General features: G+C 42.0%; 18 protein-coding genes. All 18 read left to right on the top strand.

Features of this window, described 5'->3' with window-relative positions; all coding sequences use genetic code 11:
* The first annotated feature begins 54 nt into the window (after positions 1 to 54).
* The 18 genes from atpF (at position 55) to MN204_RS01560 (ending at position 19,043) form a co-directional block, all read left to right on the top strand.
* On the top strand, positions 55 to 582 hold the full coding sequence (gene atpF / locus MN204_RS01645) for a F0F1 ATP synthase subunit B (protein ID WP_249869324.1): 528 nt from the start codon (positions 55 to 57) through the stop codon (positions 580 to 582).
* Positions 579 to 1,124: a F0F1 ATP synthase subunit delta gene (locus tag MN204_RS01640; protein WP_249869323.1), complete on the top strand. Its 546-nt coding sequence runs from the start codon at positions 579 to 581 to the stop codon at positions 1,122 to 1,124. Before atpF ends, MN204_RS01640 begins: the two co-directional genes overlap by 4 nt.
* A gap of 18 nt (positions 1,125 to 1,142) precedes the next feature.
* Complete coding sequence (gene atpA / locus MN204_RS01635; RefSeq protein WP_249869322.1) at positions 1,143 to 2,654, top strand: F0F1 ATP synthase subunit alpha; 1,512 nt, start codon at positions 1,143 to 1,145, stop codon at positions 2,652 to 2,654.
* A gap of 134 nt (positions 2,655 to 2,788) precedes the next feature.
* Positions 2,789 to 3,649 (top strand): ATP synthase F1 subunit gamma, encoded by an 861-nt coding sequence (gene atpG / locus MN204_RS01630; RefSeq protein ID WP_249869321.1) that lies wholly within the window; start codon positions 2,789 to 2,791, stop codon positions 3,647 to 3,649.
* A gap of 40 nt (positions 3,650 to 3,689) precedes the next feature.
* On the top strand, positions 3,690 to 5,090 hold the full coding sequence (gene atpD, locus MN204_RS01625) for a F0F1 ATP synthase subunit beta (protein ID WP_249869320.1): 1,401 nt from the start codon (positions 3,690 to 3,692) through the stop codon (positions 5,088 to 5,090).
* 91 nt (positions 5,091 to 5,181) lie between these two features.
* Positions 5,182 to 5,580, top strand: coding sequence for a F0F1 ATP synthase subunit epsilon (locus MN204_RS01620; RefSeq protein ID WP_249869319.1), 399 nt, complete (start codon positions 5,182 to 5,184; stop codon positions 5,578 to 5,580).
* Between the two features lie 1,001 nt (positions 5,581 to 6,581).
* Positions 6,582 to 6,812, top strand: a complete 231-nt coding sequence (locus MN204_RS01615) for a DUF1146 family protein (RefSeq protein WP_249869318.1) — start codon at positions 6,582 to 6,584, stop codon at positions 6,810 to 6,812.
* 103 nt (positions 6,813 to 6,915) lie between these two features.
* Complete coding sequence (locus MN204_RS01610; RefSeq protein ID WP_249869317.1) at positions 6,916 to 7,629, top strand: YwmB family TATA-box binding protein; 714 nt, start codon at positions 6,916 to 6,918, stop codon at positions 7,627 to 7,629.
* 35 nt (positions 7,630 to 7,664) lie between these two features.
* Positions 7,665 to 8,996: a UDP-N-acetylglucosamine 1-carboxyvinyltransferase gene (murA, locus tag MN204_RS01605; protein WP_249869316.1), complete on the top strand. Its 1,332-nt coding sequence runs from the start codon at positions 7,665 to 7,667 to the stop codon at positions 8,994 to 8,996.
* 268 nt (positions 8,997 to 9,264) lie between these two features.
* Positions 9,265 to 10,089 (top strand): D-aminopeptidase DppA, encoded by an 825-nt coding sequence (gene dppA / locus MN204_RS01600; RefSeq protein WP_249869315.1) that lies wholly within the window; start codon positions 9,265 to 9,267, stop codon positions 10,087 to 10,089.
* Positions 10,090 to 10,139: 50 nt separating this feature from the next.
* On the top strand, positions 10,140 to 11,072 hold the full coding sequence (locus MN204_RS01595) for an ABC transporter permease (protein ID WP_249869314.1): 933 nt from the start codon (positions 10,140 to 10,142) through the stop codon (positions 11,070 to 11,072).
* A 1-nt stretch (position 11,073) separates the two neighbouring features.
* Positions 11,074 to 12,030, top strand: coding sequence for an ABC transporter permease (locus tag MN204_RS01590; protein ID WP_306798547.1), 957 nt, complete (start codon positions 11,074 to 11,076; stop codon positions 12,028 to 12,030).
* Positions 12,031 to 12,038: 8 nt separating this feature from the next.
* Entirely contained in the window at positions 12,039 to 13,043 is a 1,005-nt protein-coding gene (locus tag MN204_RS01585; RefSeq protein WP_249869313.1) for an ABC transporter ATP-binding protein, read from the top strand.
* Between the two features lie 16 nt (positions 13,044 to 13,059).
* Positions 13,060 to 14,733: a peptide ABC transporter substrate-binding protein gene (locus tag MN204_RS01580; RefSeq protein WP_249869312.1), complete on the top strand. Its 1,674-nt coding sequence runs from the start codon at positions 13,060 to 13,062 to the stop codon at positions 14,731 to 14,733.
* A gap of 175 nt (positions 14,734 to 14,908) precedes the next feature.
* A complete protein-coding gene (locus MN204_RS01575; protein WP_249869311.1) occupies positions 14,909 to 15,826 on the top strand; it encodes a S66 peptidase family protein in 918 nt (305 codons plus the stop codon).
* Positions 15,827 to 15,936: 110 nt separating this feature from the next.
* Positions 15,937 to 17,034, top strand: a complete 1,098-nt coding sequence (locus MN204_RS01570) for a mandelate racemase/muconate lactonizing enzyme family protein (RefSeq protein ID WP_249869310.1) — start codon at positions 15,937 to 15,939, stop codon at positions 17,032 to 17,034.
* Positions 17,035 to 17,080: 46 nt separating this feature from the next.
* A complete protein-coding gene (locus tag MN204_RS01565) occupies positions 17,081 to 18,046 on the top strand; it encodes a C40 family peptidase (RefSeq protein ID WP_249869309.1) in 966 nt (321 codons plus the stop codon).
* Entirely contained in the window at positions 18,036 to 19,043 is a 1,008-nt protein-coding gene (locus MN204_RS01560) for an ABC transporter ATP-binding protein (RefSeq protein WP_249869308.1), read from the top strand. Before MN204_RS01565 ends, MN204_RS01560 begins: the two co-directional genes overlap by 11 nt.
* Positions 19,044 to 19,094 lie beyond the last annotated feature (51 nt).

The raw sequence follows: 19,094 nt of genomic DNA, 5'->3' as shown, positions 1-19,094 counted from the left end.
TAAAAGCTTAAAAGCGACATAGATGTGTAGTTATCGCGAAAGGAGTGAAAATCAGTGCATTCATATTTGGGATATTTGACAATTGGAGCAACTGTAGGTGGACTAAGAGTAGGAGATATGCTCGTACAATTATTTTTCTTCCTATTGCTGCTATACTTTGTAAAGAAATTCGCTTGGGGTCCCCTCATGAACAAGATGCAGGAACGTGAGGAATATGTGGCTGGAGAAATCGAGTCAGCAGAAAAAAGCCGTCTGGAAGCAGAGAAAGCATCCATTGAGGCAGCTGCCCAATTGAATAATGTTAAGCTGGAAGCACAGAAATTGATTGAAGATGCTAAGTCTGCAGGTATGAAGCAGGAGCAGGATATTGTAGAATCAGCTCGAAAAGAAGCAGATCAGATTATCCAAGCGGCTCAAGCGGACATCCAAAACGAAAAAGAAAAAGCAATCCAGGCACTTCAGGATAAAGTAGCTTCATTGTCTGTACTTATTGCAAGTAAAGTAATTGAAAAAGAAATCAGTGCACAAGATCAGGAAAAACTGATCAATGACTATATCAAAGAGGTAGGAGAAGAGCGATGAGAGAGCAGAAAGTTGCCAAACGATACGCAGACGCTCTTTTCCAACTAGGTAAAGAAAAGAACACACTGGATGAACTTGCTAGAGAATTCCGTGTTGTTCGTGAAGTTTTTAAAAACAATAAAGAACTTAGTCCATTCCTCGCGCATCCTAAAGTTGATAATGAGAAAAAGAAACAATTTATTGCAGAAGTGTTTCAAGGATCGCAGTCAGATGTTGTGAATACACTCAAATTGCTTGTTGAGCGACATCGTACTTCAGCCATTCCATTCATTGTCGAACATTTTATCCAACAGGTGAATGATGCAAAAGGAATTGCAGATGCAACCGTATACTCAGTTCGTGAATTAACAGTTGCTGAAAAACAGCAGTTGCAGACCACTTTCGCAAAACGAATGGGTAAAGCTGCAATCAATCTCGAAAATATAGTCGATCCTTCCATTATCGGCGGGATAAAAATCCGTGTAGGTAACACCATCTATGATGGAACCGTAAGCGGAAAACTAAATCGAATTTCAAGACGTATTGTGTCTGCGAATAAATGATGATAGGGGTGACATGGTATGAGCATTAATGCTGAAGAAATCAGTTCCATTATAAAGAAGCAAATTGAAAACTTTGATACAGATATCGAAGTTAGTGATGTTGGGACAGTTATTGAAATCGGGGACGGTATCGCGCGTGCGCACGGACTTGAAAACGCAATGGCTGGAGAATTGCTTGAATTCCCGAACGGTGTTATGGGATTAGCACAAAACCTAGAAGAAAGCAACGTTGGTATCGTTATCCTCGGACCTTACACTGGTATTAAAGAGGGCGATGAAGTTCGCCGTACAGGACGTATCATGCAAGTGCCGGTTGGAGAAGAATTATTGGGTCGTGTCGTTAACCCGCTCGGACAACCAATCGATGGGAAAGGTTCAATCGAATCATCTAAGTCTCGTCCAATCGAAGCGGCAGCTCCTGGAGTAATGGACCGTAAATCAGTTGACGAGCCATTGCAAACAGGAATCAAAGCGATTGATGCATTGGTACCAATTGGTCGTGGTCAGCGTGAGCTTATCATTGGTGACCGTCAAACTGGTAAAACGACTGTAGCTGTAGATACCATTATAAATCAAAAAGATCAGGATATGATCTGTATCTATGTAGCAATCGGTCAAAAAGAATCAACAGTTCGTAATACAGTTGAAACTTTCCGCAGATATGGCGCATTGGATTACACCATCGTCGTTACAGCTGGGGCATCTGATCCAGCTCCATTATTATACCTTGCACCTTATACAGGTGTAGCAATGGGTGAAGAGTTTATGTATAACGGAAAACACGTATTGGTTGTTTATGATGATTTATCTAAACAAGCGGTCGCATATCGTGAGCTTTCCTTATTGCTTCGTCGTCCTCCAGGTCGTGAAGCATTCCCAGGGGATGTATTCTATTTGCATTCACGCCTATTGGAACGTGCTGCTAAGCTAAGTGATGCATTGGGTGGCGGTTCATTAACTGCACTTCCATTCGTTGAGACACAAGCAGGCGATATCGCGGCATATATTCCGACAAACGTAATTTCCATCACGGACGGGCAAATCTTCCTGCAGTCTGATTTATTCTTCTCGGGTGTACGTCCAGCGATTAACGCAGGTCTATCTGTATCCCGTGTAGGTGGATCCGCACAAATTAAAGCGATGAAAAAAGTAGCAGGAACATTGCGTCTGGACTTGGCTTCATACCGTGAGCTGGAAGCATTCTCACAATTTGGTTCAGATCTTGATAAATCAACACAAGCCAAACTAAACCGTGGTCAACGTACAGTTGAAGTTCTGAAACAGGGCTTACATAAGCCAATGGTTGTCGAAAAACAGGTTATGATTCTTTTTGCACTGACAAAAGGATACCTTGACGATATTCCAGTGGAAGATGTACTTCGTTTCGAAAGTGAATTGAATGTATGGGTTGAAAGCAATCGCAGTGAATTATTTACGACTATCCGCGAAACAGGTAACCTGCCGGATGATGGTGAAATGAGAGCTGCTATTGAAGCATTCAAGAAAACATTTTTGCCGACAAACAACTAATGAAAGGATGACCATACGTTAAGGGTTGGTTTTCCAAATAGATTTCGAAAAGAGAATGATGGTCTAGAGTTAAAAATGACGTTTCATTTTTAACTCTGTTCCAAACCTCTGTCAGGAAAGTGTGGTGAAAAAGCTTGGCATCACTTAGAGATATAAAAGGTCGAATCGATTCGACAAAAAAGACAAAGCAAATTACTGCTGCAATGGAAATGGTATCTGCTTCAAAAATGAACAAAGCAGAGCAAAATGCCAAAGGATTTGTTCCATATGCGGATAAAATTCAAGAAGTTGTAGCAAGTATCGCTAACAGCAATCCGGATATTGAACATCCGATGCTGATGAAACGCGAAGTGAAAAAGACTGCTTATATCGTAGTCACATCTGATCGTGGATTGGTCGGAGGGTATAACAGTAATATACTGAAAAACCTGCTGAACAAGATCAGCGAGCGTCACCAAAGTGCAGATGAGTACACAATTATCGCAGTTGGTCGTAAGGGTTATGATTTTTGCAACAAACGCAATTTACCAGTATCCAAAAGCATCATCGGCGTTGCAGACCATCCCAAATTTGCTGATATCAAGGATCTTGCTTCGGAAACAGTCCAAATGTACAGTGATGGTGAAATTGATGAATTAAACATCATCTATAACCACTATGTAAGTGCAATTTCTCAAGAAGTAACAGCTAAAAAGCTACTTCCTATTGAAAATCTGGATGAGCATGGTGCAGCAGATAGTGATTATGAATATGATCCAAACCAACAGGAAATATTGGAAGTTCTATTACCACAGTATGCCGAAAGCTTAATTTTCGGTGCATTATTAGATGGAAAAGCGAGTGAACATGCGGCGAGTATGACAGCAATGCGAAGTGCGACAGATAATGCATCAGATCTTATCGGTGACTTGACATTAACATATAACCGCGCACGTCAAGCAGCTATTACACAGGAAATCACGGAGATTGTTGGTGGGGTAGCAGCGCTTGAATAGCTCACATACCATGCTTTAAAGTTAGTTAGGAGGGAAATCGATGAGCAAAGGACACGTTACACAAGTAATGGGGCCGGTCGTTGACGTAAAATTCGAAGACGGCGAGCTTCCAGCGATATATAACGCTTTAGTTGTCCATAATGAAAACAATGAAAATGCAAACCTTACATTGGAAGTAGCGCTACACCTTGGTGATCATAGTGTTCGTACGATTGCAATGTCTTCAACAGACGGCGTGAAACGTGGAGCAACAGTAGAAAACCTTGGGAAACCTATCTCTGTACCAGTAGGGGATGTTACATTAGGGCGTGTATTTAACGTACTGGGTGAAAAAATCGACTTGGATGAGCCATTAGCAGCTGATGTCCGATTGGAACCCATTCACCGCCAGTCACCGAAATTCGAAAATCTGTCTACAGAAACAGAAATTTTGGAGACAGGTATCAAAGTAGTAGATTTACTAGCGCCTTACATTAAAGGTGGTAAAATCGGTCTCTTTGGTGGTGCGGGTGTAGGTAAAACCGTATTGATCCAGGAACTGATCAACAATATTGCTCAGGAGCACGGCGGGATTTCCGTATTCGCAGGTGTTGGTGAGCGTACACGTGAAGGAAACGATCTTTACTATGAAATGAAGGATTCTGGTGTTATCGCTAAAACTGCGATGGTGTTCGGACAGATGAACGAGCCACCTGGTGCACGTATGCGTGTTGCATTAACAGGTCTTACAATGGCTGAATACTTCCGTGACGAGCAAGGACAGGACGTATTGCTCTTCATCGATAACATTTTCCGTTTCACGCAAGCAGGTTCTGAGGTATCTGCACTACTTGGCCGTATGCCATCTGCTGTAGGTTACCAGCCGACACTTGCTACGGAAATGGGACAATTACAAGAACGTATTACGTCAACAGATAAAGGTTCTGTAACATCAATTCAGGCTATCTATGTACCTGCCGATGATTATACGGATCCGGCTCCAGCAACAACATTTGCTCACCTTGATGCGACCACAAACCTGGATCGTAAACTATCTGAGCAAGGTATCTATCCTGCGGTGGATCCATTAGCTTCCACTTCACGTGCACTAGATCCCGAAATTGTTGGCGAAGAGCATTACAAAGTTGCTACGGAAGTACAACAAACGCTTCAACGTTATAAAGAGTTACAGGATATTATCGCGATTCTCGGTATGGACGAACTTGGAGACGAAGATAAGCAAATCGTTTCTCGTGCACGTCGCGTTCAATTCTTCCTTTCTCAAAACTTCCACGTTGCTGAGCAGTTCACAGGCCAAAAAGGTTCCTATGTTCCTGTAGCAGAAACAGTAGCCGGATTTAAAGAGATTCTGGAAGGGAAATATGATGACCTGCCAGAGGATGCATTCCGTTTGGTAGGACGTATCGAAGAAGTCGTTGAAAAAGCAAAAAGTATGGAATAATAGACAAGTGGAAGAAGAAGCAGGGATACATGTCCCTGTTACGCTCTGATACATCAAGGCATTCTTCTTGCCAGTCTTAGGAGGGGTTACATTGAAAACACTGGATGTGAGTGTTGTTACTCCTAGTGGTCCGGTTTTGGAAGGTAGTTTTGAATTTGTTGTCTGTAAAGCTGAGACTGGTGAACTCGGTATTTTACCAGGTCATACTCCTCTTGTTGCTCCATTACAAATCAGTGCTGTTCGTTTGAAAAATGGGAATGAGACGAAAAAACTGACCATAAGTGGTGGCTTTGTAGAAGTACAACCAGATAAAGTGACGATTCTTGCCCAGTCTGCAGAAAAGGCAACAGAAATAGACGTAAAACGTGCGAAAGAAGCAAAAGAACGCGCAGAACGTCTTCTCCAGGCAAAACAAGACAATATTGACAAAACCCGGGCTGAATTAGCACTCAAACGCGCAATGAATCGCCTGAACGTAGGTAATGAATAAACGATAGAAAAACCTCTTATAACATCTTTGTTGTAAGAGGTTTTTATTTTATACAACAATTACTCAACTTTCGCATTGTGGAATTAACAAATAAGCCTTGGAATTAGGAGGTTTGGAGATACATTGCTTAAGATGACTTTTGATTAAATCTAACATAGATATAAAATGCGACGTAACTTCATATCTATGTTAGATTTAAACCTGTTGATTTAAATTTTTCCCAGGCAACCGCAGCCCGTATACACTTACGGTTCACGAGCGGCTGGTGAGCCCCTTCAAGAACGCATTTCAGTGTCTCTCCGATGCTTTACCACCCGTTGGAGTCTCCGTGTGTACGGGCTGCTAGTATAGATTTGTACCAATTATAGATGGCTTTTTAATCGAGTTTTAGTACTCAAACATTTTTAAAACAATAGACAAAGAATTCTTCCATAAACATGATTTACTTAGCTCGATAACACTGTGGGAATGTTTTTCCGAAGGCTCTGGCTACATTCTAATCCAGGAGTATTCACAGCCACCGCTTGACTGGAATGGTAAAGCTGAGTGGAGTTTTTATTGCTTTTGAGAATATAGGTAATTCCTCATGAACCGTAAAATAGCTCTGGGGAATAAACGGAGACTTCTGCGGGAGCAGAGGCATCGGTGAGACAGCGCAGCGCATTAGCGCAAGTTGGCTCACCAGCCGCCCGCGAAAAGCGTAGTTTATTCCCCAGAGCGGTAGCCGAAGCTGACTACCCTATGTCACAACTTATATAGTCTCCAGTGTTTTGCTTCAAGTCAAAATTGTAAAAAAATACCATCGTAACTAAGTGAAACGATGCCAATCATCAACTATTTCTACCTTTATGTCGATATTTCCCGGGAAATGAGAGAATGTGATAGCGAATTTCCATATATATATCACAAACCGACTTTATAGGCCACTTCAGCGAAATTCGTTGACATTTATCATGAAAAATGTCACAGTTACATGTAGAAAATAAACAAAGGTGGTACTTATGTTTTCGATTGGGCAAATGGCTTTAATAAGTATGATTTCACATTTAATCTTCATCTATATAACGTGGCGTCTCGTTCTTTCCATGAACTACGAAGGTATTATAAAAAAAGGGCGCACGACAGAAGGAAGAATCTTTCTCTTGTTTATCACAATTGTGATTGGAACAGGTGTAAGCAGATTTTTCTTAGAAATACTCAGATGGTCAAGTGATCTAGTATTTTTCTTCTAGAAACAATTCTAACAAACTATCATTTGTCGTAATTTGTATCGTATGAAACGTAATCCTCTTGTCAAAGCTATAATTAATAGTTTCAGACAGGGGGATTTTTAATATGAGAAAAACAGCAATTATACTTATACTGCTCTTATTTGTAACAGCCAAACCAATGGTATATGGAATGGAAAGAGAGGAAATAATCGATCTGGCCCATTTCGCATTGGAACATCAAGCACCTATTAACAGCTGGCAGGTCACCATGAAAGAAAACATCACGAAACAAAAGGCAGAAGATATTGTAGCAGATTTTAAATATAGTAGTTTAGACTCTAGGATTGAAAACGAAAATGTAATAAAATATATTTTTGGGGACGTTCACAAAGTAGAAGGAATAGACGTAACCTATAATGTCGTTATACCACAAAATGAGGCATTCAAGCCTGAACTAATTGTTGTAATAGAAGGAACAAAATGGAACGAAAACATAGAAGAAGCGTATGTATTAAGGAAAGAAATGATCAAAGATAGATTCTTTACAAAATCGTTAAAATTATTTGCTTGTCTCACTGTGCAGCAGGGTGGTATAATGAGTAGTGATGTATTTATGGATGACATCACAAAATATTTTAATGTAAAACATAGCACAACACAAATTGATACAATAGAAAATTCAATGCATAAAAAAATCATTTACGGGTATACAGACTTATGGAAGCAGAATTTCATGATACAGGGTACCCAAATGAATCTGCAAATCGCTATTGTAGCAGACGAAGAAATGAACACGACATACACGATAGGAACACCTATCCTAATACATGAATATTAATATAGTGAAATTGGATCTGAAGGAGATTTAAAAACATGGAAAAAATCATCGTAAGAGGCGGACACCAATTGAATGGCACCGTTCGGCTTGAGGGTGCCAAAAATGCAGTACTACCTGTACTTGCTGCGAGTCTTTTAGCCAGCGAAGGAACAAGTGTTATCAAAGAGGTACCGGTTTTAGCTGATGTATATACAATCAATGAAGTAATAAGAAATTTAAATGCTGATGTTGAGTTTCATGCAGAAAGCAATACAGTATATGTGGATGCTTCAAAGCAGCTTGAAACAGAAGCTCCATTTGAATATGTTCGGAAAATGCGTGCCTCTGTTTTGGTTTTGGGACCATTATTGGCCCGCTATGGACACGCAAAGGTTGCAATGCCGGGTGGATGTGCAATAGGTTCCCGCCCAATCGATCTGCATTTAAAAGGTTTTGAAGCAATGGGTGCTGACATTCATGTAGGCAACGGCTTTGTTGAAGCAAAAGTAGATGGCCGACTGAAAGGGGCAAAGATTTACCTGGATATGCCAAGTGTTGGTGCTACTGAAAATATTATGATGGCTGCTGCACTTGCTGACGGTAAATCGATTATCGAAAATGCAGCAAAAGAACCAGAGATTGTAGACTTAGCTAACTACCTTAATAAAATGGGCGCTAAAATCGTTGGTGCCGGAACAGAAACAATCCGCATTCAAGGTGTGGAAAAGCTGTATGGTACAGAACATGCCATTATACCGGATCGTATTGAAGCAGGTACGTTTATGGTGGCAGCTGCTATTACGGGGGGCAATGTCCTCATTGAAAATGCAGTAAGTGAGCATTTGCGATCTGTAATTTCTAAATTGGAAGAAATGAATGTAACAGTTATCGATGAGGGAAATGGTATTCGTATCATCGGACCGAGTGAACTTAAATCGACAGACATTAAAACTCTCCCACATCCTGGATTCCCAACAGATATGCAATCTCAAATGATGGCATTAATGTTGCGTGCGAAAGGTACGGGTGTCATTACAGAAACCGTTTTTGAAAATCGCTTTATGCATGTGGAAGAGTTCCGACGTATGAACGCTAATATCAAGATTGAAGGCCGTAGTGTGATCATTGAAGGATTATCTGATCTTCAAGGGGCAGAAGTTGCAGCAACAGATCTTCGCGCAGCAGCAGCGCTTATTCTCGCAGGTTTGGTTGGCGAGGGCGCAACACGAGTGACAGAGCTGAAGCATCTTGACAGAGGCTATGTAGATATTGTTGGTAAACTAGCAGCATTAGGTGCAGATATTGAACGTGTTGATGAAAATGGAAATGTTGTCGGACCATTAGTAAAAGTAGATTTTAAGGATACAAGAATAGCAGCAGAGTTATAATCGTATTTTATCGTATCGTTATATTGGATATAAAAACAGGTGAAGCCATATTGGCTCACCTGTTTTTTTGTTTTCTTTCTATGATCAGGCTATGGACATTAGTTATCCACATCTGGATAACTAATAGAATCTTAAAACCTATTAATATGATTGCCTTTATAAGATATTTAAAATTCAGATTAATAGTAACTATTAGACTTCTATTATTTTAAAATTTGTGTTAATATAATAGAAAATTAAAACTAAAAAGATATCGAAGGTGATTTACATGAAGTTGTACCTATCCGTAGATATGGAGGGGATTACTGGTATTCCTGATTATACATATATCGATTCCAGTAAACATAATTATGAACGTGCAAGAAGAATCATGACGGAAGAAACGAATTATGCAGTGGAAGCAGCTTTTAAGTATGGTTGCGTGGAAGTTTTGGTGAATGACAGTCATTCGAAAATGAACAATATCCTGATTGATGAGCTACATCCGGATGCTTCATTGATTACAGGTGATGTGAAACCGTTTTCTATGATGCAGGGATTGGACGATACATATAGTGGTGCCATGTTTATTGGGTATCATGCAAGAGCAGGCCAACCTGGTGTCCTTTCCCACTCTATGATTCATGCAATACGGAATATTTATATAAATGATCATGCTATCGGGGAGATGGGTTTGAATGCCTATGTTGCTGGTCATTTCGGAGTTCCGGTACTGTTGGTCGCAGGAGACGATCAGGCAGCGAAAGAAGCAGAGGAGCTCATACCGAATGTCACCACAGTAACAGTAAAAGAAGCAATCTCCAGGTCTGCAGTTAAAAGCCTGACACCTAAAAAGGCTGGGGAGCTTTTGACTAAAAAAGTAGCTGATGCCCTAGAGAATAGACAACGGGTAGTGGCGCTGACCCCACCGGAAAAACCGGTTCTGAAAATGGAGTTCAATAATTATGGACAGGCCGAATGGGCAAATTTGATGCCGGGTACAGAGATTGAACAAGGGACGACCATTGTCCGCTATCAGGCAGAGAATATTCTCGAGGCATACAAAGCAATGCTTGTTATGACGGAGCTTGCAATGCATACAGCTTTCTCATAAAAACAAAATAAACACAAAAGAAGCTTACGAAACATCGGGGGTGGAGAGTCATGCTGAAGTACATATTAAAACGTTTTATGATCATGCTTGTAACGCTATGGATAATCATTACATTGACATTCATCTTGATGGTCAATGTACCTGGCTCCCCATTTAATAGTGACCAGTCTTCAAACGAAACGATCAAGGCCAATTTGGAAGCGCACTATAATTTGGATGCACCCTATCACATTCAATACTTGAATTATTTAAAATCGGTGGCCACATTTGATTTTGGGCCATCGATCAAGCAGCCTAATCAGACAGTCAATGATTTGCTGGGAAGAGGATTTCCAATTTCATTGGAGCTCGGTCTCGTAACGATTGCGGTTGCAGTCATATCCGGGATTATTCTCGGAATCATTGCTGCATTGCGACACAATGGCTTTATTGACTACATGGCAATGGGATTTGCTGTTTTGGGTATCTCGATACCGAACTTCATTTTGGCTACACTGCTCATTCAGCAACTGGCTGTAAATTTGAATCTATTGCCACCTGCCACATGGTCTAGTCCGGCACATATGGTAATGCCCGTGCTCGCACTTGCTACAGGCCCAATGGCAATTATAGCGAGGCTGACCCGTTCCACCATGCTTGAGGTCCTAACACAGGATTACATAAAAATGGCCCGCGCCAAGGGGCTATCTCCGTGGAAAATTGTATTTAAACATGCATTGAGAAATGCACTCATGCCTGTTGTAACGATTATGGGTACACTGCTTGCTGGTATATTGACAGGCACATTTGTTATTGAACAGATTTTCGCGATTCCAGGAATGGGTAAATATTTCGTTGAAAGTATTAATCAGCGGGATTATCCGGTAATCATGGGAACGACAGTATTTTACAGTGCATTCCTTATTCTGATGCTGTTCCTTGTTGATATCGCATATGGAATCCTTGACCCTCGAATCAAGTTCCACAAAAAAGGAGGGGAATAGATTGAAGCCTGGTAATGAACTGAAAACAGCACATTCTCCTTCCCATATACCGGATGATTGGTTTAACTGGAAGGAAAAAGATAAAGATGAAGCCGAAACGGTTGCAAGACCCTCCCTATCGTACTGGCAGGATGCATGGAGGAGACTTGCGAAAAACAAACTGGCAATGCTTGGACTGGTCTTTTTAGTACTTTTGGCCATTATGGCTATTTTCGGTCCTATCTTATCCCCTTACCAAGTAAATACCCAGAACCTGCCAAACCAATATCAGCCGCCTTCAGCTGAACACTGGTTTGGAACAGACAGTGCTGGAAGAGATGTTTTTACGAGAACATGGTACGGGGCAAGGATATCACTATTTGTAGGTGTGATGGCTGCGCTCATTGATGTGACAATCGGAATTATCTGGGGTGGTATATCCGGCTATAAAGGCGGGCGTACGGATAATATTATGATGAGAATTATTGAAATTTTATATGGGCTCCCGTATTTACTAGTCGTTATCCTACTGCTCGTCGTATTGGGGCCAAGCCTTTCGACAATCATCATTGCATTAACGGTCACTGGCTGGGTCGGGATGGCTCGAATTGTGCGGGGACAAGTATTGCAAATTAAGAATTACGAATTTGTCCTCGCTTCCAAGTCATTCGGTACAAAGTCAGCGAGAATCATCAGGAAAAATTTACTTCCAAATTCGATGGGACCGATTATTGTGCAGATGACGTTAACCGTTCCATCAGCAATATTTGCAGAAGCATTCTTGAGTTTTATCGGCTTGGGAATCCAGGCACCATATGCCAGTTGGGGTGTTATGGCCAATGATTCACTCGGCGCAATCCTTTCTGGTAACTGGTGGACACTATTCTTCCCGGCATTCTTCATTTCATTTACGATGTTTGCTTTCAACGTACTTGGAGATGGACTTCAAGATGCGCTCGATCCGAAATTAAGGAAGTAGGTGACAACATGGAAAAAATTCTTCACGTGGAAAATCTCCACGTTACGTTTACGACATATGGTGGAACAGTTCAGGCTGTCCGCGGGGTTGACTTTCACTTAAATAAGGGAGAGACCCTGGCGATTGTTGGAGAGTCGGGCTGTGGGAAGAGTGTAACATCCAATGCCATTATGAGACTGATCCCTGATCCACCGGGTAAAATCACAAACGGTTCCATCCTATTCAAAGGACAGGATCTAGCCAAGTTTTCCGAAAAGAAAATGCGCTCGATTCGCGGTGTGGATATATCGATGATTTTCCAAGACCCGATGACGGCATTGAATCCAACGTTAACGATTGGAACCCAGTTGATGGAGGGATTACGCACCCATCGCAAGGTAACGAGTGAACAAGCAAAGAAAAAAGCGATTGAGATGATGGACCTTGTCGGAATTTCAAATCCCGAGGAAAGATTAAAGCAATATCCGCATCAATTCAGTGGCGGCATGCGTCAGCGTATCGTCATTGCGATTGCATTAATCTGTGAGCCTGATCTGTTAATAGCCGATGAGCCGACAACCGCCCTTGATGTAACTATCCAGGCACAGATTCTGGAACTCTTCGAAAAAATACAAGATACGACAGGAGTTTCCATTATCCTGATCACACATGATCTTGGCGTTGTCGCAAAAATAGCCGACCGGATTGCAGTAATGTATGCCGGTAAAATAATCGAGACCGGGACAAAGCGGGAAATATTTTATGAACCGCAGCACCCATATACGAAAGGCTTATTGAATTCCGTTCCGCGATTGGATTTAAAAGAAGATCGACTGAGCCCAATCGATGGAACGCCACCAGATTTATTCTCACCTCCTCAAGCATGTGCTTTTGCTGCAAGGTGCCCATATGCGATGGAGGTGTGTGATAAAGTTTATCCCGCAGACACGGAGCTTTCAGAATCACATAAAGTGAGTTGCTGGCTTCAGGATAAACGGGCTAAACAGCTTTTAGCACTAGCGCCAACTAATTAACAAAGGGGGAAAAGGAATGAGGAAGTTACTATTATTTTTACTAGCATTAGCAACCGTAGCAGTACTTGCCGCATGTACCGCAAATGATGATGCTGGAGAGGATCCTGCAGATGATGCCGAGGCAGAAGAAACCGAATCTTCAGAAGGTGAAGGGGACACAGAGGGATTAGAGGAAGAAAGCGGTGAAAAGGTACTTCGTTTAAATAATGGCGTTGAACCTACTTCACTAGACCCATCGATCGGTTTTGACGCCGTTTCATGGGACCCGCTTAACAACTTGATGGAAGGTCTGACCCGTTTGGATCAGGATTCAGTTGCAGGACCAGGGGTGGCCGAGGATTGGGATATCTCAGAAGATGGCTTAACATACACATTCTATCTTCGTGAAGATGCCAACTGGTCAAATGGTGATCCTGTAGTGGCCGAAGATTTCGTTCATGCATGGAAATACATGCTTGATCCGAATACAGCCTCTGCTGCAGCATTCCTTGCCTATTTTATTGAAGGTGGAGAGGCATTCAATACTGGTGAAGGCTCAGCAGATGATGTAGCAGTAACAGCTGTGGATGAGAAAACACTGGAAGTTGTCTTGGAAGCTCCAACAGGATTCTTCCTGGATGTCTTAACAAACCCGGCATTTTTCCCAATCAACCATCAGGTGGCTGAGGAAAATCCGAATTGGCATGCAGAAGCAGATACATTTGTAGCAAACGGACCATTTATGCTTGAATCATGGGATCATTCCAGTGAGATGGTCTTTGTCAAAAATCCGGAATATTGGGATGCAGACACGGTGAAGCTTGATAAAGTTCACTTTGCGATGGTAAATGATACAAATACGCAATACCAAATGTTTGAAACAGGGGATCTTGACACTGCAAGCATACCACCGGAGCTTTCCGATCAATTGATTGATGGTGACAATGTGTATATTGGCGATTATGGTGGCTTAGAATTCTACCGTTTCAATACGACAATGGAACCATTCCAAAACAAGAAAATCAGACAAGCATTCTCTTATGCGCTTAATAGAGCGGATATCGCAGAATATGTAGTGAAAAATGGTGTAGAACCTGCCTATGGCTACGTATCACCAGGATTTACAACTCCAGATGGCCGTGATTTCCGTGATGAAAATGGCGATTTGGTAGAATTGAATCCAGAACTTGCGCAACAGCTTCTCGCTGAAGGCATGGAAGAGGAAGGCTATGATGAATTGCCGGAAGTTGTACTAAGCTATAGCACAAGTGACACGAACAAAGCAGTAGCAGAAACAATGCAGAGCATGATCAGCGAAAATCTTGGTGTCGATGTGTCATTGGAAAATCAGGAATGGAACGTCTTTGCGGAAGCACAGCAAAATCTTGAGCTTCAACTCTCACGTAGTTCCTTCATCAATGACTACAGTGACCCAGTTAACTTCCTGGAAAGCTTTGTAACTGATTCCTATATGAACCGTACAGGCTTCTCCAGTGCGGAATATGATGAACTAATCGCAAACGGAAAAGCAGAAACAGACGATGAACAACGTTATGAGTATTTGTATGAAGCTGAAAGAATGCTGGCAGATGAAATGATCGCAACACCAATCCGCTACTACAATACAGTCGTACTCGAAGCAGACGGTGTTGAAGGCATTCTTCGTCATCCAGTAGGATACTTTGACCTGAAATTTGCGGATAGAAACTAATATCCAAGGTGGAACCCTGGTCGCTTTAGCTGGGGTCTCCCTTTAGAGGCTTAAGCTTCAAATGAATAGAAAGAGGGATGGCTCATTTACATTGTGTATGTGAGCCTCTCCCATTTTCAATCATTACATATACTAAAAATGATCTCTACATCATATAAGGAAAGCAGGGCTGCGTATGATCTTTCCAAATCGTTTGAAAAAAGGGGATACGATTGGAGTTATTGCTCCAGCAGGTCCACCAAACATAGAAAAAGTGAAGAAAGCCATTCCATTTTTTGAACAAATGGGTCTTCATGTCAAGTTAGGAAGAAATATAAGAGAAGTACGTGGATACTTAGCTGGCTCTGATGAAGATCGGCTGGAAGATTTTCATGATATGATTGCCGACAGAAAAATAAAAGCAATCATTTTTGCTAGAGGTGGTTATGGAACCGGACGCATTGTAGACAAAATGGATTTTGAACAAATCAAGAAGAATCCGAAAATCATCTGGGGATATAGTGATATCACGTATTTACATACTGCGATACGTCAAAAAACAAATTTAATCACCTTTCACGGGCCAATGCTTGCTTCAGACATCGCAAAAGATGATTTCGACGATTTTACAGGTCATTTGTTTCAACAACTTTTTGAACCTACTGAATTGTACTATACCGAAAAACTATCTGCATTGAAGGAATATGCGAGTGGGTCTGCAGAAGGACAATTGGTGGGGGGGAATCTATCTTTATTGGTAAGTACACTTGGTACGCCATATGAAATTGATACAATAGATAAACTCGTACTTCTTGAAGACATTGGAGAAGAGCCATACAGGGTGGACAGCATGCTGAACCAGTTAAGGCTTTCCGGAAAACTCTCTCAAGCTGCTGGATTTATCCTTGGAGATTTTGCGGAGGCAGAACCCAAAGTGGAACCATCGCTTACAATGCACGAAGTATTTGAAGATTATTTCACTGATTTTGATGGTCCGGTCCTGAGCGGATTTAAAATAGGTCACTGTTCTCCGCACTTTTCCGTTCCACTCGGAGTGAATGCAAAAGTCTCGACAGAAGACAAGGCGTTTGTCATTGCACCTGGGGTGAAGTAGCTTAATTTCGAATTGCTATCTTACTAGATTATCTCTTTTATCAATACTAGCGACTGTAGTCATAAGAGGTTCAGAGAAGGAACTATTTACCCATTCAGGAGGTGAGAAGCTTGAAAATAACAGCCATTGAAACCTTTCAGGCGGCCATTCCATTACACACACCATTTAAAACCGCACTGAGAACGGTAACTGTAGCGGAAACGATTGTAGTGAAGATTACGTGTGAAGACGGAACGACAGGCTGGGGAGAGGCGCCACCGACCCATGTCATTACGGGCGACAGCCTTGCCAGTATCCAATACGCGATTAATACTATTTTTAAACCAATCCTTATTGGAGAAACTCTCAGCTTAAGGGAGCTTCTCTTTGAAAAAATCGAGAAAAGTGTCATTCGTAATACGAGCGCAAAAGCTGCAATCGATATGGCCCTTTATGACTGTATTGCACAGCAGGCAAATATGCCGCTTCATCAGTTTTTAGGAGGATTTCACGAACGTATAGAGACCGACTATACGGTTAGTGTGAACAGCCCGGAAGAAATGGCACAGGATGCAAGAAACTATATCAACGATGGATTCTCTGTATTGAAAATTAAAGTTGGCAAGGATGAAATTTCAACCGATGTAAAGCGAATAAAGAAAATTAGAGAAGCAATCGGACCAGATTACCTTATACGACTGGATGCCAATCAGGGGTGGAAGGCAAAAGAAGCAGTCCGTGCCATTCGAACAATGGAGGATCTCGGTCTTCATATTGAACTAATCGAGCAGCCTGTTCAAGCCGATGATTTTGAAGGCTTGAAGTTTGTTACCGAAAACACGGAAACGCCAATCATGGCAGACGAAAGTGTGTTTTCCCCGCAAGATGCCAAGCGAATTCTGGAAATGGGAGCTGCCGATATGATTAATATCAAATTAATGAAAGCTGGTGGAATTCACCAGGCACTAAATATAGCGAAACTTGCGCATATTTACGGAATCGAATGTATGGTCGGCAGTATGATCGAAACAAAAATAGGCATCACTGCTGCAGCCCATTTCGCAGCAAGCCAGCCAAACGTAACCCGCTATGACTTCGATGCTCCGCTCATGCTAACAGGAGATCTGGCAGGTGGAGGCATCACGTATAACGGGAGAATAATAGAATTTGGCAATGAGGCAGGATTAGGGATTACGGCAATTGACGAAAAGTATATCGTAGAAACATAGAATGGTCATTAAAAAGTAGTTTTTCACCATGAAAGGAGCCTTTAAAATGCCTAATCAAACGTTTGATCAATACCCGGAAGAGCTTTGGATTACAGCTGTTCAGGTGGCAACTATCTGGACAAATCCGGAGTCAGCAAGGGAAATGGATAACGATGGAACGACGAATCCAACGAATATCGATAACTGGGTTGAGAGTCTGTCCTATGAGGCACGTTTGGCTTTATGCAATGAAAACAGAGTTCAATCCCAAACATTATATGGAGAACCCGTGCTTGTCACCGAAGTGAAAGACGATTGGGCACATGTTATTATTCCTTCCCAGCCTTCAAGTAAGGATAAACGCGGATATCCGGGCTGGATGCCGCTGAACCAGCTTGTCCAGGTATCCAAAGATGAATGGTTCACCTCGCAAACCGCTGCAGTCATAAAAGACAAAGTGTGGCTGGAAACAGAAGCTGGCGATCCATTTATGAAGCTTAGCTATATGACAGTTTTGCCGGTAAAAGGAAAAGAAGATTCTAGAGTGAGCGTTTCTACGCCACATGGCGATAAATTTTTACCGGAAGAAGCGGTGACTATTTTTTCATCTAAAGAAGGAATGGAAAAAGGTAGTGGCGAGGAGATTGTAAAAGCGGGAGAAACCTATATTAGTCTCGATTATTTCTGGGGCGGGATGAGTTCCTTTGGCTTCGACTGCTCCGGCCTTGCCTATACGGCACATAAAGCAAATGGCTATCAAATTGCCCGTGATGCTGGCGACCAGGCAGCAGCTGGTGAGAAAGTGGCTTTTGATCAGCTCAAACCGGGTGACCTCCTCTTTTTCGCATATGAAGAAGGGAAGGGAAAACTGCACCATGTAGGAATTTATTATGGGGATGGCAAAATGCTGCACTCTCCTCAAACTGGAAAAGGCATTGAGATCACTCCACTTGCCGGAACAAAATATGAAAAAGAACTTTGTGCAGCAAGACGATACTGGCAGTCAGCGAAGGAGAAATCGTATGGAAGATAAAATTTTGGAAGTCAAAAATCTGAAAAAATATTTTGATATGGGGAAAGGCAGTCTTCTGCAGGCAGTTAATGATGTGAGCTTCTACGTAAAAAGAGGGGAAACATTCGGATTGGTAGGTGAATCCGGTTGTGGGAAATCGACGATAGGACGCACGATCCTCGGACTTTACGATAAAACGGATGGCGATGTCATTTTTAATAATGAAAATGTCCACGGCCTCAACGAAAAAGAGCGATTCAAATTTTATCGGAAAATGCAGATGATTTTCCAGGATCCATACGCATCCTTGAATCCGAGATCCACTGTAAGAGAAGTTATTTCTGAGCCGATGGAAGTGCATCAGTTGTATAAAAATAAAAAAGAAATGCTGGAGCGGGTTTATCAATTGCTGGAAGAGGTAGGGCTAAATCGGGACCATGCCAATCGCTACCCGCATGAATTCAGTGGTGGACAACGCCAGCGCATCGGTATCGCCCGGGCACTGGCATTAGATCCGGACTTTATCATTGCAGATGAGCCAATCTCGGCATTGGATGTGTCCGTACAGGCGCAGGTAGTTAATCTGATGAAACAGTTGCAGGAGGATAAAGGGCTGACATTTTTATTCATCGCCCATGATTTGTCGATGGTAAAGCAGTTCTCTAATCGCATCGGTGTGATGTATTTAGGGAATTTGGTCGAATTGACGGAAAGCTCTTACCTGTATGACAAACCATTACACCCCTACACACAGGCTTTGCTATCTGCAATCCCTATTCCTGACCCTGATATTGAAGAAAAAAGGAAAAGGATTATTTTAGAAGGTGAACTACCCAGCCCAGTCAACCCGCCAAGTGGATGTGTTTTTCGTACACGTTGTCCAATGGCAATGGAAGTTTGTGCCCAAATCCGACCAGTCTGGCAGGAAGTTGAACAGGATCATTTCGTAGCCTGCCATCTGTATGATAAATCGATTAAGAATAAGGAACAGATTAAAAAACAGCCAGAGACGGTTTAAGAAATGGAGCCCTTCCTCCGATTCGTGTTTTAAAAAAATAGAGGTCTATTT

Origin of the sequence: Oceanobacillus saliphilus (genome assembly GCF_023522835.1) — a bacterium.
GTDB lineage: Bacteria > Bacillota > Bacilli > Bacillales > Amphibacillaceae > Oceanobacillus > Oceanobacillus saliphilus.
This window is presented reverse-complemented; position numbering and strand designations above follow the sequence as displayed.